Origin of the sequence: Cytobacillus sp., assembly GCF_032154635.1 — a bacterium.
Taxonomy (GTDB): Bacteria; Bacillota; Bacilli; order Bacillales; family Cytobacillaceae; genus Cytobacillus.
The window spans coordinates 1-19225 of sequence record NZ_JALDXW010000040.1; the positions used below are offsets into that span (position 1 = coordinate 1).

The window sequence follows — 19225 nt, forward strand, 5'->3', positions numbered from 1 at the left end:
CCACATCGCATCATAGCCGCGGTTAATATCAATGCCTTTGTCTCCCTCCGGAAAGAGAAGTGAAATATTTAATACACCTTCATCAAGCACAACTGCCAACCCGCCAGAGTTTCTGACAATGACCTGATAGCCTTGGTTTTTAAGAAAATCTATCCCTTCATTCAAAAAAGGAAGTCTTGTATCCTGGATGCCTAAAACAATTGTTTTTTCATGCACCCATGTTCGAGCCGTTGCCGGAACCATACCGCCTCCAACAGATGCACATAACGTATCATCGATTCCAAATGAGTGGAGAGCTGACAAATGTTTGCCCAATACCGATTCATCAATGACTCTCCATTGCTCCTGCTGTAATATATCTTTCATCTATTGAACTCCTCTATATTAAGGGGGTTATTCAGCCTATCCCCTAGCTTAATCAATTAGATACCCTTTGTCTTATATTCGCCGTTTGCCCACTTTTATTGGACAAAATTTTATTTTATTCGCCGTCTGTTCGCTTTTATTGGACAAAATTCCATTTTATTCGCCAAATGTAGCTATTTATTCGCCAAACCCCATTATATCAACAGACTAAGCAGAAAAAAAGAGCTAGGCTTAATGACTAGCTCTCCTCATCATTCTATTGATTTAATGCCTGCGCTGCAGTAATCAATGCCAGCTTGTATACATCCTCTTCATTACATCCGCGGGACAGGTCATTTACCGGGCGGTTTAAGCCTTGTAAAATCGGTCCAACGGCTTCAAAATTTCCTAGGCGCTGGGCAATTTTGTAGCCGATATTCCCAGCCTCCAAGCTCGGGAAAATAAATACATTCGCATCCCCTTGGAGCGGGGAATCAGGCGCTTTCTTTTTTGCAACGGAAGGAACAAACGCCGCATCAAATTGGAACTCGCCATCCAAAGTCAGCTGTGGATCACGCATTTTCGCCTCCTGTACAGCAGCAGTAACCTTCTCTGTTTCTGGGGACTTTGCGGAGCCCTTTGTAGAAAAGCTCAGCATGGCTACACGCGGATCCATATCAAACATTTTTGCCGTTTTTGCACTTTCAATCGCAATTTCAGCCAAGTCCTGGCTATCAGGTGAAATATTGATCGCACAGTCTGCGAAAATATACTTTTCTTCTTCACGAACCATAATAAAGACTCCTGATGTTTTGCCAACACCTTCCTTCGTTTTGATAATTTGAAGAGCCGGCCGTACCGTATCTGCCGTTGAATGAGCCGCACCACTGACTAACCCATCTGCTTTATTCGTATATACAAGCATGGTTCCAAAATAGTTTTCATCCAGCAAAATCTTCCGCGCCTCTTCTTCAGTCACTTTCCCTTTTCGTCTCTCAATAAAAGCAGCAACAAGCTCACCCATTTCTTCATAGTGGCTAGGGTCATACATTTCCACAGTTTCTAATGAAAGATTCAGCTCCTTCGCCTTTGCTTCAAGCGATTGAACATTCCCTATTAAAATCGGAATAATCATTTTTTCAGCAGCTAGCCTGCCTGCAGCCCCCAATATCCGCTCATCCATTCCTTCTGGAAACACAATCCTTAAACCTTTTCCACTTACTTTCTCTTTCAAAACTGAAAATAAATCACTCATATGAGCTCCTCCTATCATTCAATTATATGTAGTTACTAATGATTCTCCATTTAATCAGTACTGCTTCCTTTTTTAGAATACGTTACTAACATAAAATTTCAAGTTCGTTTCATCACATTAAAAAAGTCTTTTTTGTGGAAATAGTAAATTATCTGTATGTATCTTAAAAAAGGTAGATGTGCAGAATCATTAGAATAACAGCTGGGGTTATAACCGATATTTCCCTACAACGCCCTTTACTATTTACCTCCTGTAACAAAATATCCACAAATCTGTCATATTAATCACAAACTATTATTTTTACAAGTTTTATTCCCTTATCATTTGGAGAAACTATGATATAGTTATGGTGTGATCATTCGCACATATACATATTAGGAGTGATAGTAATGAGTGAAGCAGCAAAAACGCTTGAAGGCTGGTATAGTTTACATGACTTCCGTGCAATCGATTGGACATCATGGAAGATGTTGTCAAGTGATGAGCGCCAAGCAGCTATCCATGAGTTTTTATCCCTTTTAGATAAGTGGAACACAACTCAAAGCGAGAAAAAGGGAAGCCATGCATTATATACAGTTGTTGGCCAAAAGGCTGACTTTATGCTAATGATTTTAAGACCGACACTTGAGGAAATAAATGAAATTGAAAATGAATTCAATAAAACAAAACTAGCAGAGTACACAGTTCCTACATTCTCTTATGTTTCTGTTGTTGAATTAAGCAATTATTTACCTTCCGATCAAGATCCTTACCAAAGTCCAGAAATACTGGCACGTCTATATCCAATTCTTCCGAAAGCAAAACATGTTTGCTTCTATCCAATGGATAAGCGCCGTCAAGGGAATGATAACTGGTACATGCTTCCGATGGAAGATCGTCGAAATATGATGCGCAGTCACGGAATGATTGGCCGTCAATACGCCGGAAAGGTAAAACAAATTATTACTGGATCTGTAGGCTTCGATGATTATGAATGGGGCGTTACTTTATTCTCTGATGATGCTCTTCAATTTAAGAAGCTTGTATATGAAATGCGTTTTGACGAAGTTAGTGCAAGATATGGAGAATTCGGTTCATTCTTTGTCGGTAACCTTCTTGAAGAAGACCGCATTGCACAGCTTTTACACATTAATTAATACACTTTTCAATAAAGCCTCTTTTGCCTATATGCGAAAGAGGTTTTATTTTTGGCTTAAACATCCCTCATTCATAAAGGCTTGTTCAATCAATCTGGCCGGCATTTCCCTTTTTACACAGAAAAAAAGCATAAAAAAACAGGCTTATACATACAAATGAATTAGTGAGTATTTATTATATTACTAGCATCATTCATTAGTCTATTATATCCATATTCTCCCGAGCTTATATGAAGCTTTACTTTGATTTTAGGAGGGAAAATTGTGAGTCAAAATTTAAATCAGTACACAGCAAACCCATACTACGGGTATCAGCAGCCATATACAGGAGGAGTTACGAATACTCCTGCTTATAGAGTGCAGCCTATCGCCTACCCGCAAACGCAAACTGTGCCTTCATTTCCGCCAATGGGAGGAGGAAGTGCAGCCTCTCAAGGTCCACAAGTTCCAGGGATGTTGCCTATCGAGCAGTCCTACATTGAAAATATCTTGCGTTTAAACAAAGGAAAGCTTGCGACGGTGTATACTACTTTTGAAAATAATCGTGAGTGGAACGCGAAAATATTCGAAGGCATTATCGAAGCTGCAGGAAGAGATCATTTGATTTTAAGCGATCCGCAATCAGGTATGCGATACTTAATTCCGATGGTTTACCTAGACTATGTAACGTTTCCAGAAGAAATCGAGTATGACTATCCTTCATTCGGCGGATCACCAAGCCTTTCCCAATATAGTCCAAGATAATACGGAAAAGAGCTTTGACAAAAATGTCAAAGCTCTTTCTTTTCTTATAAATGCTTAACTGCTGCGATGATTAACAATACCCATGCAACTAAAAAGCAAACACCGCCAATTGGCGTGATCGCACCTAAAATACCTTTTTGTGTTAAGGTCAGTATGTATAAGCTTCCAGAGAAAAAGATAATTCCAATGAGCATGATCCACCCCGACCAGGATAATAAAGCATTCCCTGGAAGTTTGCCTAATAGGACACCAATTACTAATAATCCTGTTGCATGAAACATTTGATAGGTGACCCCGGTTTTCCAGATTTCTAAATACTTTGGCTCAACCGTCTTTTCCAGGCCATGCGCACCGAATGCGCCTAAGGCAACAGATAAAAAAGCATTAATGGCACCAAGAATAATAAATAATTTCATTTTAACTCCCCCTTTTCCATTTAAAAGTCAAACAATGAATCCCCATTTGCATCATCTTCCATTTCAAGACGTTTCGGCTGCTGAATACTAACTGGCTGCACCTGCTGGACTGGTTGTTGAGGAACAAATGTACTTTTTGACGCTGCAGGCATTACTTGTTCATCTAGTATGAGCTCACATAGAGATTTAATCGAGTAGATTCTTTCTCTTATTCTAGCCTCATTTGTATTTCCTTTTGCTTCATGTAATTCTTCTTCTATTTTCTTTAACAATTTCTGAACGGAAATGTTCAATATTTTCACCTCTATTTATTCGCTATCTTTTCATAGCGCAAGCGCGTCTTTGCCTTCATTCGTAATCGTCCCATTCCTCTTTTTAATCATCACTCATTATACATGAACTGGCGGAATTTTTCGATCGATCCTTCCTATCATTCTGCGGGCGAATGGTGGCAAATGCTGTCTGTTTCACGTGAAACATATCATTTCCTGGGGAATTATGTCGTATAGAAATCATCTAGTTGTCTGTTCAACCTCATAGATAATGTTAGCCCGTCTACTTTCTCTTCATTAGTATGACTTCGTGCATTAAGGCTCGTTCATTTAAGACCGACAGTATAGTTACTAGCCCTAAGAAAAGTGCAAGCGCCTAATTTCCTAAACTACCAAAAGCCCTGACCAATAGATAGTCAGGGCTTTACTGCTTATCCTAGCAGTCGCTGATAAATTGTTTTTGCATAGGTTAAATCTTTCGTTCCATGTATAAGCGCACGTCCATCATTAAAAATAACGAGACGCTGTTCATCTATCTCAACAGATAATAAATAAGGATTCCCCTTCACCTTATGTCCAAGAGCTTTTAATTGCTGGGATAGATCTTCTAACTGAATAGTCTGCTGTTCAGGCGGGCGAATTTGTACCGTGTCTCTTCCGCAAAGAACAGTCGACTTTGTCATATTTTCATTATCTAAATACGGGTAGGTTCTATGTTCTCCACACGATAGACAGCTAGCATCCTTCGCTTTTGCAACCTTCATGCTCGTGTATTGATTTCTCCATAAATCAAAGCTAACAAAAGAAGTACGGACTGCTTCCCAATCTTCAACAAGGATTTTCAATGCTTCAGCTGCTTGGTGTGAAATAACCATTTGAACAGTTGGACCAATGATCCCACCTGTATCACAAGTCATTCCCTGAATGGGGATCTTTTTTAGAATACAATTTAAACAAGGCGTTTTCCCGGGGACGATGGTTAAGCTCATTCCAAAACTACCGACACACGCCCCATAAATCCAAGGGACTTGGTATTTTTGTGAGACATCATTAATCGCCATTCTCGTTTCAAAATTATCTGTTGCATCTATAATTAAGTCCACACCTTGAACGAGCTCCTCTAGCTTTTCAGGTGTTGCGTCTGTAATAAAGCCCTCTATTTCTACATCAGAATTAATTTTCCTCAGACGTTTTGCAGCAGCTGCTGCTTTAGGCAGCTTTTCCTCTACATCCCGTTCTGTATACAGCTGCTGACGCTGAAGATTGCTTGCCTCTACATAGTCCCTATCAACGATCGTCAGCTTACCTACTCCTGCTCTTGTTAATATTTCTGCATTGCCAGAGCCCAACGCACCAGCACCAATCATCAATACATGTTTTGAGCGGATTTTCTCTTGCCCGACTTTCCCAACCGGTGAAAACAAGGTTTGCCTTGAATACCTTTCATCCATGTGCGCTACTCCTTTCAGGGGAAAATGACAGTTTTTCCCTTATCAGCCACCGCTGACCGGAGGAATAAAGGCAATTTCATTTCCTTCATGTATGATGTCTTCATCCGAAGCAAATTCCTCATTAATAGCTGTCATTACATTTTCAAGATTGACAGACGCATATTTTTCCAAAACCATCTGTTTTAGCTCTGCTATCGTTTTTCCGTTTGCATCCATCGTAATCGATTCTTCACCGACAGCATCCCGTAAATGAGCAAAAAACAAAATTTTATTCATGTAAGTCACTCTCCTCCGGTTTTCCTTTTGGATAGGCAACGGTTTCAAGCTGATTGCCAATCCATTCTTGCCCGTCTTCCCAATGCTCCTTTTTCCAAATCGGCACGATTTCTTTAATGCGCTCAATAGCATAGCGGTTCGCTTCATATGCGTCTGCTCGATGGGGAGTTGAAACGGCAATAACAACTGCTACATCCGTTATGTCCAGCTTCCCTACTCGATGGGTAATCGCCACCTCCGAACCTTGCCAGCGCTCTTTAATCTCATTTCCGATTTGTTCGAGCTTTTTCACAGCCATCGACTCGTATGCTTCATATATTAAATACAAGGTTTTCTTTCCATGCGTCAATTCACGAACCGTCCCTATAAAGGTAGTAATCGCACCCGCTTCACGCTGTACAACCTTATCAATCACTTCCTGCACGTTGATTGGTTCTTTTGAAATGGCATAATTCATTTAATCAACTCCTTTTTGTTAAAGGCTTTTTTTCGTAAATACAAACCTCAGTTGGTAAAGGTTGATTTCCGCTCCAGGCACTCGCTTTCCGCTACAATCAACAAATAAAAAAATCAACATCCGGTATTAACACAGACTTTTGCTGAAGCAGATCGGATGAGGATTCCTTTCTACTAAGTACCCGCCAATTCCTTCTACTTTTTCGATAAACGCTTCCGATTGAATTGCATGAATTAAATCCTTACCCTTTTGACTTTCAAAAAATTCCTTTGTCATAAGTAAATCATAATGTTCATCCGCTACAGGGAGGAAATCAAGCCCCATTGCACTTGCGGCAGGATAGATTCCTAGCCCTACTGCATGCTGATTTCCTTTCACCTCTGCCGCCACACTTAAATGGGAGAACATTTCCCTATCATAGCCAATAATGGATTCCGCACCAATTCCTGCGTTTCTTAAAAGCATATCAAATAGAATTCTGGTTCCAGCCCCTTTTTGGCGGTTGACGAAATGTGCCTGCTTTTGAACAATATCTTGAACGGATTGTATATCAAGCGGATTGCCCTTCGGCAATAGCCAGCCTTGTTTTCGTTTTAAAAATGGATAAAGAATAACCTCCTTATCTGCCAAAAATCTTTCAATATATGATCGATTATATTCCATTGTTTCTGGGTCAAGAAGATGGATGCCTGCCACATGTGCCTCCCCCTTCTTAATTGCCATAATTCCTGCCAAACTTCCAACATGGGAGGACATGATCCTTAACTCTCTTTTACCCTTTTTTAGTTGTGATGAAAGGAGGTCGATCGTTAAATCATGACTTCCAATACAAACGATGGAATGCTGAATTTCTTCTATCGACTTATACAATTCAACTTCTGCGTATTCACCTTGTTCATATCCAAGGCTTGTAGGGGGAATAACAAGAATGCCATCGGCCCGAACGAGCGACATCGTTACTCCAGCTGCTCTTGGAAGTGGATTCGCGATGTATTCACCGTCTACAAACCCTATATTCATTCGAATAAAATCCTCGGCACCCATTGTCCCGACGATTCGACGCCCCACTTTTACCTTAAGCTTTTGCCTTACTGGCTCCGGTATTTGCAATACTTCATAAATGAGCGGTCTGACAAACCATTCAAGTGCCAAATAAGCAGAAACAGGATAACCCGGAACCCCTATGATCATTGTATCTTTAATTTTCCCAATAATTACAGGCTTGCCTGGTCTTGTTGCCACTCCATGAGTATAAACCTCTCCAAGCTCTTGGATCATATGGACAGTGTAATCCTTTGATCCTGCCGAAGAACCTGCATTAATAACAACCATATCAGAATGTTTGACAGCTTCCAAAAGAGCTGCCCGCAATTCCTCCGGTTCATCCTTCACAATCGAGTGCAAGCGTGGTTCTCCACCCCATTCATGAATATAATTAGCAAATACGGTCCCATTAAATTCAATTAATTGGCCAGTAGAGATGGAGTCAGCCGAGGAAACGAGCTCGTTCCCTGTTGGAATGATCGTTACGATCGGCTTTTTTACCACTGGAACCGATACCGTTCCTGATGCGAGAAGGGCTCCAATATCAACAGGGCGAATAAGATGACCTTGAGGAAACAGCATTTCTTCCTGTACAATATCTTCCCCAATTGGCCGAATATGCTGCCATGGTACAGCAGGTTCAATAATCTCAATCGTATCTTCAGTGAGCTCATTCACTTGCTCAATCATAATTACTGCATCGAAAGGAGAGGGCACTTCATTTCCTGTATCGACATATACAAAATCTTCATTTCGTTTTAACTGAATCGGCCGCTGTTCATGCGCTGAGAAGGTTTCCTCTGCAATAACAGCAATCCCGTCCATTGCAGACGCATGGTAATGGGGCATGGAACTGTTTGCAAACACAGGCTCAGCTAACACCCTTCCTAAAGAACTTGAACTTTCGATCCATTCGATCTCACGCTTGAATTCAAAATGGGCAAGCATTTGTTGTACTGCCTCATGTCGAGGCTTGTCCTGTAAATATACCTTCCTTTTGAATCGGAATGTTGACATCTCACCCCACCCCCTACCTAAAAATTCTTACCGGAACGAGTTCTCCCTTTTGTATACCTTCAAGTCTTGCAGCGATTTCAATCATTCCATCACTTTGAACGAGGGTAGAGATGAGACCGGATTTTCCAATAATCGGTTCAGCGTACCATTCATCATTCTCTTCATATAATCGTACTCTCACATAATCTGTCCGACCTGGTGATGAAGGAATATTTTTTGTAACCTTCGCAAAGGTCAGCTGTTTTTCCTTCGTTCGTGCCCCATGGAGATATTCTAAGATAGCCTTTCCGAATAGGTGGAAAATAATAACGGCTGACGCAGGATGGCCCGGAAGACCAATAACAGGCTTGTTACCAGCTAAAGATAAAATTGTTGGCTTACCCGGCTTAATGGAAACCCCATGCACGAACACACCTGGTTTACCAAGCGATTGAATGACTTCTACTGAATAATCCTTTGTGCCGACTGAGCTGCCGCCAGATACAATTAAACAATCGGTTTCTGCCAGTAATTCTTTCGCTCTCTGTTCAAACTTTTCGCGATTATCTTTGACAATTCCTCCATACTTGAAGGTGTAGCCCCATTCTGTCACAAGAGCACCAATTGTTACCCCGTTCATATCTCGTATTTCTCCTGGAGCAAGCTTTTCTGTTTCGATTGGAACAATTTCATCCCCTGAAGAAAGATAGCCGATAACCGGTTTTCTTATCACTGAAACCGCTGTAATTCCTTGTGAAGCAAGTGCACCTAACTCCTGTGAACGAAGCTTCGTTCCCTTTTCTAAAAGAAGTGCCCCTTGTCTAATATCCTCTCCGATGGAAATGACATTTTCACCTGGGGCTATTTGTTTAAATACATTAACTAATCCAGCCATATCTTCACAATGCTCAATCATGACAACCGCATCACTGCCCTCAGGGAGCATGCCTCCAGTCGGCACATACATGGCTTCCCCAGCTTGAAGTGTTTGCGGTGGTACTTGGCCCATTTGAACTTCCCCTGCAAGAGTAAGAAAACCTGGCAGACTTTCAGATGAACCAAATGTATCCTTTGCTTTAACAGCATATCCATCCACAGTCGAACGGCGAAAATCAGGAACATTTTCATAGGCATAGATATCTTCAGCTAAAACGAAATGAAGCGCTTCAAAGAGCGGAATGGTTATAGATTCAGCAATCGGTTCCACATGTTCGCTAATCAGATCAAATGTTTCTTCTACCGATTTTACTTGGAAAAATTTCATGAAAAATCTCTGCTTTCTTTTGAATGTTCAGTTGCCAGCTTAAGGGCTTCCTCAAATTCCTCCGGATGGTTCATGTTAAAAAAATGATGAGGTTGATAAGGAACATGCAGGTTTTGGAGATCTTCTTCAAAGACAATTTTTGTATGTACCTTTTGAAAAAATTGCCTAATACGCAGCTCCTGCTTCTGCAAGGAATGGCTAATTTCCTCGTGGACATCTTTACGGTAAGCAGCAAACAATGGATGAAGCTGATCCGAAATATTGGGAACGGCTGCATCAAAACCCTCTAAGAAACCTAGCAAAATTTCTCCTAGCCTTGAGGATACAAACGGCATATCACATGCAACAACAAGATTTTTATCTGTTCTGGATGCTTTTAATCCCGCATGAATACCTGCAAGCGGCCCCATTCCCTTCCACTCATCCTCAACCATTGGTAGAGTAAGAAATTGATAATCTTCCATTGTATTGGTCACAATCATTAGATCCGTAACCGTCTTTTCAAGCTCTGCTGCAATATGTTCTATGACCGTTTTATTGCCTATTTTTAATAGCGCTTTATTTTTCCCCATTCTGCTTGACTGACCGCCAGCCATAATTATTCCTGTCGTCCTCATTTTTTCTCACCTGCTCCTGAAAATTAGTGAGTCCCTTTACCTGAATCCTCTGAAACGCCAAAGCCCTTTTCTTGAGCAATATAATCGAGATGGATACTTTTTACATCTAATAGAGTTGGAGATTCCCTTTTAAACATTTTTCTGCTATCAATGACTTTAGTATACCCTTTACACTTATGACATGCATGAATTTCCGCACTTTCGTCACCCTCTACTTTAAGGATCACTAATTCATCCTCTGATCCACAGTGTGCACAGCTAATCTTCTTTTCCTCCCAAGCATGAAGACATCTTGGGCATGTCAGCTCCTTCTTTCCTTTCTTATTAAGCAAGGCAAAGCGTGCTGGTTCACCGCAGGAAGGGCAGCCAAGTTCATGGTTCATCCCCTTTAATTGTGATTCCAATAGCACCGTTGCTTCCTGTAAAAAAGGACGTGCTGCTTGTTCGGCGAGGAAGATCGGAAGCCAATCAGGAAGATTATTTTCATCTGCATAGTTTTTAAAGTAAAAATGGTTCACAACAATCGTTTCTTTAAACCAAGTTTGTAAAACATCGATCGTTACGAGTGATTTTATTTTCTGCGCTGCATGGATCATCTCCTCATTATTTTGACCAAGCAGTTGAAGCAGCTCTTCAATAAAAAGCTGATATTGGCTGAAATCAATAGAAATGTCTGCTTGGGGTAAAATGGGTGACCCATTACCTATTGCATCCCCTATACGTAGATCAGCGATTTCTCCTCTCCATTTCTCACTTAATGACTGAATCTCCTGTTGCAGTTTTTCATAGTTTTCATCAAGAACATTCACTTTTGCCATCGAAAACACCACTTTCATTTAAGAGAGGAAAGGCTACCCTTTATCCAGGGTAGCTTCTCTCCGTTATTTATTCAGCTATCAATTATCCAATGCATATGAACGTTTATGCATGTTTTTTCTTTTTCGTTTCTGCTGCTTGAAGCTCATCATACCAGCGACCGTGGTGGTCCTTTGCATATTCCTCTGAAACGTCCCCTTTAATAATTCCTCTCATAGAAGGTTTTGCGGTAACAAGAGACATATAAATATGACCAATGGCAACAGCGGCTGCAAGACCTAGCCCAATGTTATGGATTGGATAGGCCCACATAATGATTCCGTATGAAAAATACTGTGGGAACCACATAATAAGTCCTGAACTAATCAGCATAATCGTTGTTACAATCATTAACCATGAGTTTACTTTTTCACCTGCATTAAAGAAGTCTTGCTTCGGAACCTTTGCTTTCATTCCGAAAAATTCTCTCATAAATTGAGGGAAAAATTGCAGGTCATGCTTTTTCCATGAAAAGATATTTTTTGCCCAGTTGCTAAAACCCTTCCAATCAAAAATAATCATAATTGGCAAAGGAAGCATAAAGGCAACTGCGGCAATTCTATGCACTAATCTTGCTCCTGCTGGTCCTCCAAACACAGGATATAGCCAGTCAAAGAACTCGGTATACATAGGCAATGCCGAAATATAAAGAACAAAGAAGGCTGCTGCATTTACCCAGTGTGAAATTCTGAAGCCCAAATTAAAACGTTTAACCGTTTTTTTATTTCCACTTTTATTCATGGCTCTGGTCTCCTTCACTGGAATCATTCTTTTTGTTTAAAGAAGTTGCGATAAATGAACCTATCACGGCCATCGTTGTCGCACCAAGCATCATTTTCCCAATTGGCTGCGCATAATCCTTCCAAACAATTTGAGAAAGCGCAACTTTTGGATTTTCTGGTAAACCGTATGTTGTCGGTTTATCCGCAAGAATATACACTGTATTTGTTCCTCTTATGCCTTGAGGATTGTAGATATTCGCATTCGGGTAACGCTCTTTTATTTGCGCTAAACGCTCCTCAGCTGAAGAAAGAAGTTCATCTTTATCTCCATAAACAATGGCTCCCGTATGACAAGCAGTTGCACATGCAGGCTGAAGTCCTTCCTCTAAACGATCTGTACATTGCGTACATTTCTGTGCCTTCCTAAACTCTTTTCCATTTTTATCTACATACGTTGCTAGATTGATTGCATCAAACGCGCATGCCTGCACACAGTAGCCACAGCCAACACATGTATCATAGTCGACAACGACTGAACCAAACTCTGTATGGCTAATTGCGCTTTCAGGACAAGCCTTCTCACAAGCCGCCTCCGTACAATGCAAGCAGGAAGAATGGCGGAAAAGCCAGTCAAGCCCGCCATCCTTTCTTTCTTGCTCATTAAACGTTAAGACGTTCCATGTATTTGCTGTGATCTTTTCATGAGATTGATAGCTCCCATGGAAATCTTCTATTTCAGAAGGGAGATCATTCCAATTCTTACATGACACCATACATGCACGACAGCCATCACATTTTGTTACATCCACTAATTTAATTGTTTCAGCCATTATTTCGCCCTCCTAACGTCGCAAAGGAATGCTTTGTATTCTGGTATGGTTGAGTTTGCATCTCCAATATGCGGTGTTAGGCGGTTAGCTGTGCCGCCTGTGACAATTCCTTTATATCCGAAATGCCATGGCATACCGATATGATGTACCGTTTTATCCTTTAATTTGTATGGTTTAAATCGTTTCGTGACCATTGCGTAAGCACTAATTTCACCACGTGCGGATGAAACAATAATTTTATCCTTATTGTTAATGCCCTTTTCTTTTGCCAATTCCTCACTGATCTCAACGAACATATGAGGAACAAGCTCTGCCAGCCATTCTTGGCTTCGCGTCATCGCCCCAGATTGCCAATGCTCTGACAAACGATAGGTTGTTGCAACGATTGGATACTTTGATACATCTCCTTGTGCATTCATTTCTGCTTCACCAAATTGGACGGCTGGATTCAGCTGGACACTTGAGAATGCGTTTGACATCGGATTTTCATAAGGCTCGTAATGTTCTGGAAGCGGTCCTTCATTGATTGAAGCAAATAGAGCTCCCTTTCCTCCCGCCATCATAATAAATGGATCAATGAAAGTCGGATCATCTGGTCCTTTATCGGCAACGAAGTCGGGAACGTCATTTCCCTTCCACTTTCCTTCAGCAGCATTCCACTCTATGCCAACTCTTGTCTTGCTCCATGCCTTTCCATTAATATCCGCACTCGCACGGTTATAAAGGATACGGCGATTGGCTGGCCATGCAAATGACCAATTCAAGAAATTACCCATGCCTTCATCCGTACTGTCTCGGCGTTTCGATAGGTTTTCATTTTTAGGATAGAAACCGCAATAGATCCAGTTTCCACTGCATGTAGACCCATCATCCTTTAAGTCGCCAAACTTCTCTATTTGTTTTTTGGTTTTCATATCATAGCCATTTATTTCTCTGCATACGAGATCAATATCAGGGTGGTCACTTTCACCATAGTCCCATGTCAACGCCTTAATAGGCATGTCTGCAGGATTCGAACTATTCTTGTACAGATCCTTTAAACGTCTAGCCAGCATATGGACAATTTCCAAATCTGCCTTTGACTCACCCTTTGGCTTAATCGCTTGCCAGCGGTATTGCATCCACCGTCCTGAATTAGTAACCGAGCCCTCTTTTTCAAAAGACCCGCTTGCAGGCAGGAAAATAACTTCTGTCTGAATGGATGCCGGATCTGCTCCTGCTTCTTTTTGCCAGAAGGAAGAAGTTTCTGTTTCAAAAAGATCGACTGCAACCATCCATTTTAGATTGCTAAGAGACTCGATTTCTTTGCCAGCATTTGGTCCGCCAACTGCTGGATTCGATCCAAATAGCAATAAACCTTCAAGCTCTTTCCGATACATGGCATCAAACAATCGCATAAACGAATAGTTTTTGCCTGCTGCAAGCTTTGGCAAGTAGTGATAGCCAAATTCATTTGCCTTTGTTGCATTGTCCCCATAGAAGGATTTCATCATGCTTGTATAAAACTTTGGCTTGTTAACCCAATAGCCTTCTTTAGGTGTAATGCGGTCAAGGAAACCCTGGTAAGTATAATCGGTTTCTGCTGTTGTCGGCACTTGCATGTATCCTGGGACATTATCAAATAGCAGACCGAAATCGGTGGACCCTTGAACATTGGATTCCCCACGTAATGCATTCACACCGCCACCTGATATCCCAATATTTCCAAGGAGCAGCTGGAGTATCGCATAGGAACGAATATTTTGCGTTCCAACCGTATGCTGTGTTCCACCCATTGCATATAGGATGGTACCTGCTTTGCCTGCTTCACCAGTTGAAGCGTATGTTTTGCAGATTTCTTCGTACGTTTCTTTCGCAGTGCCTGTTACGCCAACAACTGTGTCAATATCATAACGTGAATAATGTTTCTTCATCAGCTGGAACACACAGTTCGGATCTTTCAATGTTGGATCTGTAAGGGTTTTTCCTTCCTCATCCTTTTTGAAAGCCCATTGTGTCTTATCATAGCTTCTCTTTCCTTTATCGTATCCACTAAACATTCCATCATTAAATGAATACGTATCTTCCACTATATAAGAAGCATTTGTGTAAGCGGCTACATATTCTTTATGGAATAATTCATTTTCCAGAACATAGTTGATCATCCCGCCGATAAAGGCGATATCTGTCCCCGAACGAAGCTGCCCATACACATTTGCCATTTGTGAGGTTCTTGTAAAGCGCGGGTCTACAGAGATAAGCTTCCCGCCTTTTTCTAATGCCTTTAAAATCCATTTAAAGCTAATCGGATGATTTTCAGCGGGATTCGCACCGATAATCATTAATACATCGGCATGCTTAAGATCATTCCAGTGGTTTGTCATTGCTCCACGACCAAATGTAGGTGCCAGACCGGCAACCGTTGAACTATGTCATATTCGGGCCTGGTGTTCGATATAGGTTAGGCCGAGCCCAGCACGGAACAATTTCTGCAGCAAATGGCATTCTTCATTATCTAATGCTGCGCCCCCAAGATAGGCAATCGAATCTGTTCTATTTACTGTAAGTCCATTTTCCTTATGGATAAATGAGCGGTCACGTGTTTCTTTAATATTTTTTGCTACTTTGTCAAGAGCAAACTCCCAATCTACTTCTTTCCACTTATCGCTGCCAGGAGCACGATACAACGGTTTAGTTATCCGTTTTTCACTTGTATACACCTGTCTTACTGTTGTTCCCTTACTGCATAGGCTTCCTTCGTTGATTGGATGATCCGGATCCCCCTCCGTATACACCACATCATCGCCTTTGGAATAAACTAAAATACCGCAGCCAACCGCACAATAAGGACAAATGGTTGGTGTAGGCTTAAGCTCAGCAATCTTGAACTCTCTTGTTTTTGCTCTCGCTTCTTTATCGTCGAAGCCAAGCTCAACAACTGCAAGAGTCGCTGCCACAGCCCCGGACAATTTCAGAAACTGTCTTCTTGTAAACTCCATCTATAATTCCCCCTTTTTACTAATCCATAAATAGAACATATATAAAACCCAATTATTTTGGATGAACCCCCGCATTTTTTTCTTCCAGATCGTTAATGACCCTTCCGAATGACGTATATGAAATAGCCATTCTTCCTCTTAAATAGCCAACTACCTCAATATTTAGAAATTTCGCTAACTGAATCGCCTGCTTTGTTGCAGCTGTCCTCGATCCAATAACAGAAAAGCCAAACTTTGCTGCTTTCGATAGCATTTCATAAGAAACCCTTCCAGTTGTCAGCAAAATCAGCTCCTCAGGGCTGCATTGTGTCCGGATCGCATGTCCAATAATTTTATCCACTGCATTATGCCGGCCGATATCCTCACGTATCGCCAGCTCTCCGTTTGCATGAACAATACAGGCACCATGCATGCCTCCTGTTTCTGCATATAATGGAGAGTTCTTGGCAAATTCACTGCGCTTCTTCAAAATATAGCTTAATAAATACGTATGATTGGATTGCACCTTATTAAAGGTCTTCACATCAGTCATGGAAAAAAAGGTTACGCCCCTGCCACAGCCAGCAGTGTAATGCTTCTTCTTCGAAAACATTTCCTCTGGGTCAAACCCTTCCCTTAAAGTAACTGAAAGTGTTCCAGAACTTTCTTCACAAATAATAGACTGGACATCCTCTGCCCCATCAATCATCCCTTCTGCAAATAAATAGCCGTAAGCCCAGTCCTCCAAATCTTGATTTGTCAGCTGGAAAACGGCTACCTCATACCCATTTATTATGAGAGTAATCGGATACTCCTCAGGACATCCCTTTTTATTCATCGTTTCCACCCCTTTGTTAAAGGAAGCGTAGACCATATCATTTATACGGAGTGATCTCCCTTTTCATTATAAGAAGAACCGTTTTAGCACTTCTGCGACAATTGTCACGAAAACTAACATTAAAATATGAGATTAGTGTGAAAATTGACCTTTAATACATCATAATAGTAAAAGGAACAAGCAATAACAGCAGTAACATTTATCACGTTTAGATAGTGGAAATTTAAAGAAAGATCGTTTGTTCAAAAAATTGTCGAAAATTAATGTGAAAAATTGATGAAAATTACTATCCTACTTTCCCAAGAACAAAAAAAATCCTCCCAGTCTAGGAGGATGCTAGATTTCTTTTCTTTGAAAATAAGTAAAACCGGTTAGGAAAAACACGATAAAACTCCCCAAAATGACGAGCAGCAATGTTTCCATCGTTACATTCATTGCGCCAAATCCATCTTGTCCCGTTGGTATCATTGCTAAAAACGGCTGAGCCCACGGATAAAAAGGACCAAATTTTTCCGAGTTTACCACTAACATATTCGGCAGTGTAAATATGACATTAATGGCTAATGGAGCCGCAAAGCTTGACCATGCAACAGATACGAATATTTGCAGTGCAGCAAGAGGAAGGCAGGCGATCAAGCCTCCTAACGAGCTTATCGCTAGCGTCTTCCAGGGAATCGCTTCTTCAAACCCTTTCAATTGTCCTACCAATAGAACACCTGAAGCAAACAGCAGCTGAGTGATCGCAAGCAAGCCAAGAACGAGCAGGAATTTTGCGATATACACATTGCCGCGGGAAACAGGCATGGCAAGCAGCTGCTTCCAACCTCCGCCAATATGCTCATACCGGCATATAAAAGCTGAAAACACACCTGTGAGCAACGGCAAAAATAGGAGGCCATGTATGAATGCCATATAAGATATGGCTATTACCCATTGGAATGATTTATCTTCTACGGATTCCGCTAATCCGACGAAGAAGGATAAGGCAGGACTAATAAAAATTAACAGCCATATGGCTGATTTTCTAAGTTTTAAAAACTCAGCTCTTAGTACCTTTCCCATTACTTCACATCCTTTCTTGAAAAATCAAGCAAGCCAATTAAGTAAATCGCCAATCCGCAAGCAAGACCAAAACATACAGAATACAATGGATCATCCCAGCTATTTTCTAATAATGGCCATTTCCAAGGCATCCAATCAGGAAAGCGATAAGACATCATTGATAGAATGGTACCGACAATTCCGATCACCAAAGGGATGGCCTGATTTTTCATTGTGATGGAAACCCAGATTTGCAGGGCAATAAAGGGCATAGCTGCAAGATAAGGATAGTAAGCCATTTTAAGTAAGGAGAGGAATGGAATATCCGTTCCAAACTTAAGGAAAATGCCCAGAATAATGGTTCCTATGAACAAAAACGTACTTGATACGAAAAGCAAAAGTACCGTTAACACAAATTTTCCGGTGAAAACTTGAAGCTTAGAAACAGGCAAGGCAAGAAGCTGCTTCCATGCATTTGTTTGATGCTCAATATTAGAGATCATAGAAGCTATTAGAGTTAATCCGAGCATTAAAGCAGGGATGGCCAAAGATCCAGCCTCTGCTATCAGTCCAGCCCATACATCCTTTTCATAGACCTTTCTTAAATAGTCATACCGAAGCCCAAAGTTAACGGCTTCGAGTGCGACAACACCGAATGGCCCAAGAAAAATTAAAAACCAAATCATTTTTCTTTTAATCTTTATAAAGTCCGAAGCAAGAATGCTCAGCATTACAGACTTCCCTCCCCGCCTGTAAGCTCCAGGAAAATCTCTTCAAGCGATTTTTTCTCTTCCTGGACTCTGTACACAGAGAAGTGTTCATGAACGAGGTCTCCAATCACAGTGGAAATCTCTTCATCTAAAGTATAGGGCAGGTAAATTTGATTATTGTCTATTTCCGCCTGCCTTCCTTTTGAAAGCAGCATTCTCCATGCTTGTTCTGTTCGATCAACTTTGATGGCTATTTTGCTTTGGGCTCTTTGTCTGAGAGCCTCAATAGAATCTTGAAAAATCATTTTTCCTTTTGAAATGATACCTACCTGAGTTGCCATCTGGTCCATTTCTGATAATAAGTGGCTTGACACAAGAATTGTAATGCCATGCTCTCTTGGCATACTTTTAATGAGTTCCCTAATTTCAAGGATGCCTGAAGGATCAAGTCCATTTGTTGGTTCATCCAAGACAAGCAGCTCAGGATTTCCTAAAAGCGCCGCAGCAATCCCTAATCTTTGCTTCATTCCTAAGGAAAAACCTTTAACTGGTCTTTTCGCCTCTTTCGATAATCTGACAATCGAAAGCACTTCATTAATTCTTGATTTAGGCGCATCGAGCAGAATTCGAATAGCCTCCAAATTTTCATATGCAGTTAAATGACCATAATAGGATGGGTACTCTACTAATGAACCTACTCTTTTTAACACATTGCGTTTTTCCTTTTTCATATCCTTACCGAATATATGAATGGATCCCTTTGTTGGTTTGGCAAGCCCAAGAAGCATCCGAATCGTTGTTGTTTTCCCCGCTCCATTCGGACCAAGAAACCCATAGATCTCTCCCTTTTTTATTTTGAGATCAACATTTTCCACCGCATATCTCTGCGAAAATTTCTTCGTTAATTGGTTTGTTTCAATAATTAATTCACTCATCTTCATCACCTCGATACCCATCATAACCAGCTTTGGTTAAAACGAAGGTGAATGAAGTTTAAAT

Annotated in this window: 20 protein-coding genes; 2 read left to right on the forward strand and 18 right to left on the reverse strand. The window is 41.0% G+C overall.

Annotation, left to right across the window (positions count from 1 at the left end):
* A partial coding sequence (locus RUH74_RS20130) for a lipoate--protein ligase family protein (RefSeq protein ID WP_396230115.1) occupies nucleotides 1–366 on the reverse strand: 366 nt, incomplete at its 3' end.
* 256 nt (nucleotides 367–622) lie between these two features.
* The gene (pta, locus tag RUH74_RS20135) at nucleotides 623–1600 is read right to left on the reverse strand and encodes a phosphate acetyltransferase (RefSeq protein WP_313803305.1); all 978 of its coding nucleotides are present in this window, start codon (nucleotides 1598–1600) and stop codon (nucleotides 623–625) included.
* A gap of 389 nt (nucleotides 1601–1989) precedes the next feature.
* On the opposite strand from pta, the gene hemQ reads away from it, so the two are divergent.
* Nucleotides 1990–2736, forward strand: coding sequence for a hydrogen peroxide-dependent heme synthase (gene hemQ, locus RUH74_RS20140; protein WP_313803307.1), 747 nt, complete (start codon nucleotides 1990–1992; stop codon nucleotides 2734–2736).
* A 264-nt stretch (nucleotides 2737–3000) separates the two neighbouring features.
* Nucleotides 3001–3480: a spore coat protein GerQ gene (gene gerQ, locus RUH74_RS20145; protein WP_313803309.1), complete on the forward strand. Its 480-nt coding sequence runs from the start codon at nucleotides 3001–3003 to the stop codon at nucleotides 3478–3480.
* 44 nt (nucleotides 3481–3524) lie between these two features.
* On the opposite strand, the gene RUH74_RS20150 is transcribed toward gerQ, so the two are convergent.
* The 16 genes from RUH74_RS20150 to RUH74_RS20225 form a co-directional block, all read right to left on the reverse strand.
* On the reverse strand, nucleotides 3525–3896 hold the full coding sequence (locus RUH74_RS20150) for a DUF423 domain-containing protein (protein WP_313803311.1): 372 nt from the start codon (nucleotides 3894–3896) through the stop codon (nucleotides 3525–3527).
* Between the two features lie 20 nt (nucleotides 3897–3916).
* Nucleotides 3917–4189 carry a YwdI family protein gene (locus RUH74_RS20155; RefSeq protein ID WP_313803312.1) on the reverse strand — a complete coding sequence of 91 codons (273 nt, stop codon included), beginning with the start codon at nucleotides 4187–4189 and terminating at the stop codon, nucleotides 3917–3919.
* Between the two features lie 410 nt (nucleotides 4190–4599).
* Entirely contained in the window at nucleotides 4600–5619 is a 1020-nt protein-coding gene (locus RUH74_RS20160; protein WP_313803313.1) for a MoeB/ThiF family adenylyltransferase, read from the reverse strand.
* Between the two features lie 42 nt (nucleotides 5620–5661).
* Complete coding sequence (gene moaD, locus RUH74_RS20165; RefSeq protein WP_313803315.1) at nucleotides 5662–5895, reverse strand: molybdopterin converting factor subunit 1; 234 nt, start codon at nucleotides 5893–5895, stop codon at nucleotides 5662–5664.
* Nucleotides 5888–6352 (reverse strand): molybdenum cofactor biosynthesis protein MoaE, encoded by a 465-nt coding sequence (locus RUH74_RS20170; RefSeq protein WP_313803317.1) that lies wholly within the window; start codon nucleotides 6350–6352, stop codon nucleotides 5888–5890. Before RUH74_RS20170 ends, moaD begins: the two co-directional genes overlap by 8 nt.
* A gap of 126 nt (nucleotides 6353–6478) precedes the next feature.
* Nucleotides 6479–8413, reverse strand: coding sequence for a molybdopterin biosynthesis protein (locus RUH74_RS20175; protein WP_313803319.1), 1935 nt, complete (start codon nucleotides 8411–8413; stop codon nucleotides 6479–6481).
* A gap of 13 nt (nucleotides 8414–8426) precedes the next feature.
* Complete coding sequence (locus RUH74_RS20180; protein WP_313803321.1) at nucleotides 8427–9656, reverse strand: molybdopterin molybdotransferase MoeA; 1230 nt, start codon at nucleotides 9654–9656, stop codon at nucleotides 8427–8429.
* Nucleotides 9653–10273 (reverse strand): molybdenum cofactor guanylyltransferase, encoded by a 621-nt coding sequence (gene mobA / locus RUH74_RS20185; protein WP_313803323.1) that lies wholly within the window; start codon nucleotides 10271–10273, stop codon nucleotides 9653–9655. The genes RUH74_RS20180 and mobA overlap by 4 nt, the downstream gene beginning before the upstream one ends.
* A 23-nt stretch (nucleotides 10274–10296) precedes the next feature.
* Nucleotides 10297–11091 carry a formate dehydrogenase accessory protein FdhE gene (locus tag RUH74_RS20190; RefSeq protein ID WP_313803325.1) on the reverse strand — a complete coding sequence of 265 codons (795 nt, stop codon included), beginning with the start codon at nucleotides 11089–11091 and terminating at the stop codon, nucleotides 10297–10299.
* Between the two features lie 103 nt (nucleotides 11092–11194).
* Complete coding sequence (locus RUH74_RS20195) at nucleotides 11195–11869, reverse strand: formate dehydrogenase subunit gamma (RefSeq protein WP_313803327.1); 675 nt, start codon at nucleotides 11867–11869, stop codon at nucleotides 11195–11197.
* The gene (locus RUH74_RS20200; RefSeq protein WP_313803329.1) at nucleotides 11862–12680 is read right to left on the reverse strand and encodes a 4Fe-4S dicluster domain-containing protein; all 819 of its coding nucleotides are present in this window, start codon (nucleotides 12678–12680) and stop codon (nucleotides 11862–11864) included. The genes RUH74_RS20195 and RUH74_RS20200 overlap by 8 nt, the downstream gene beginning before the upstream one ends.
* Nucleotides 12680–15658 (reverse strand): formate dehydrogenase-N subunit alpha, encoded by a 2979-nt coding sequence (gene fdnG, locus RUH74_RS20205; protein WP_313803331.1) that lies wholly within the window; start codon nucleotides 15656–15658, stop codon nucleotides 12680–12682. The genes RUH74_RS20200 and fdnG overlap by 1 nt, the downstream gene beginning before the upstream one ends.
* 52 nt (nucleotides 15659–15710) lie before the next feature.
* Nucleotides 15711–16475, reverse strand: coding sequence for a formate dehydrogenase accessory sulfurtransferase FdhD (gene fdhD, locus RUH74_RS20210; RefSeq protein WP_313803333.1), 765 nt, complete (start codon nucleotides 16473–16475; stop codon nucleotides 15711–15713).
* A gap of 336 nt (nucleotides 16476–16811) precedes the next feature.
* On the reverse strand, nucleotides 16812–17537 hold the full coding sequence (locus RUH74_RS20215) for an ABC transporter permease (protein ID WP_313803335.1): 726 nt from the start codon (nucleotides 17535–17537) through the stop codon (nucleotides 16812–16814).
* Nucleotides 17537–18247, reverse strand: coding sequence for an ABC transporter permease (locus tag RUH74_RS20220; protein ID WP_313803337.1), 711 nt, complete (start codon nucleotides 18245–18247; stop codon nucleotides 17537–17539). Before RUH74_RS20220 ends, RUH74_RS20215 begins: the two co-directional genes overlap by 1 nt.
* Nucleotides 18247–19161 (reverse strand): ABC transporter ATP-binding protein, encoded by a 915-nt coding sequence (locus tag RUH74_RS20225; RefSeq protein WP_313803339.1) that lies wholly within the window; start codon nucleotides 19159–19161, stop codon nucleotides 18247–18249. The genes RUH74_RS20220 and RUH74_RS20225 overlap by 1 nt, the downstream gene beginning before the upstream one ends.
* Between the last annotated feature and the right edge of the window lie 64 nt (nucleotides 19162–19225).

Excerpts from the sequence above, each read along its gene's own strand:
- pta (WP_313803305.1), bottom strand. The coding sequence starts at position 1,600 with ATGAGTGATTTATTTTCAGTTTTGAAAGAGAAAGTAAGTGGAAAAGGT.
- hemQ (WP_313803307.1), top strand. The coding sequence starts at position 1,990 with ATGAGTGAAGCAGCAAAAACGCTTGAAGGCTGGTATAGTTTACATGAC.
- RUH74_RS20150 (WP_313803311.1), bottom strand. The coding sequence starts at position 3,896 with ATGAAATTATTTATTATTCTTGGTGCCATTAATGCTTTTTTATCTGTT.
- RUH74_RS20160 (WP_313803313.1), bottom strand. The coding sequence starts at position 5,619 with ATGGATGAAAGGTATTCAAGGCAAACCTTGTTTTCACCGGTTGGGAAA.
- moaD (WP_313803315.1), bottom strand. The coding sequence starts at position 5,895 with ATGAATAAAATTTTGTTTTTTGCTCATTTACGGGATGCTGTCGGTGAA.
- RUH74_RS20170 (WP_313803317.1), bottom strand. The coding sequence starts at position 6,352 with ATGAATTATGCCATTTCAAAAGAACCAATCAACGTGCAGGAAGTGATT.
- RUH74_RS20175 (WP_313803319.1), bottom strand. The coding sequence starts at position 8,413 with ATGTCAACATTCCGATTCAAAAGGAAGGTATATTTACAGGACAAGCCT.
- RUH74_RS20180 (WP_313803321.1), bottom strand. The coding sequence starts at position 9,656 with ATGAAATTTTTCCAAGTAAAATCGGTAGAAGAAACATTTGATCTGATT.
- mobA (WP_313803323.1), bottom strand. The coding sequence starts at position 10,273 with ATGAGGACGACAGGAATAATTATGGCTGGCGGTCAGTCAAGCAGAATG.
- RUH74_RS20190 (WP_313803325.1), bottom strand. The coding sequence starts at position 11,091 with ATGGCAAAAGTGAATGTTCTTGATGAAAACTATGAAAAACTGCAACAG.
- RUH74_RS20195 (WP_313803327.1), bottom strand. The coding sequence starts at position 11,869 with ATGAATAAAAGTGGAAATAAAAAAACGGTTAAACGTTTTAATTTGGGC.
- RUH74_RS20200 (WP_313803329.1), bottom strand. The coding sequence starts at position 12,680 with ATGGCTGAAACAATTAAATTAGTGGATGTAACAAAATGTGATGGCTGT.
- fdhD (WP_313803333.1), bottom strand. The coding sequence starts at position 16,475 with ATGAATAAAAAGGGATGTCCTGAGGAGTATCCGATTACTCTCATAATA.
- RUH74_RS20215 (WP_313803335.1), bottom strand. The coding sequence starts at position 17,537 with ATGGGAAAGGTACTAAGAGCTGAGTTTTTAAAACTTAGAAAATCAGCC.
- RUH74_RS20220 (WP_313803337.1), bottom strand. The coding sequence starts at position 18,247 with ATGCTGAGCATTCTTGCTTCGGACTTTATAAAGATTAAAAGAAAAATG.
- RUH74_RS20225 (WP_313803339.1), bottom strand. The coding sequence starts at position 19,161 with ATGAGTGAATTAATTATTGAAACAAACCAATTAACGAAGAAATTTTCG.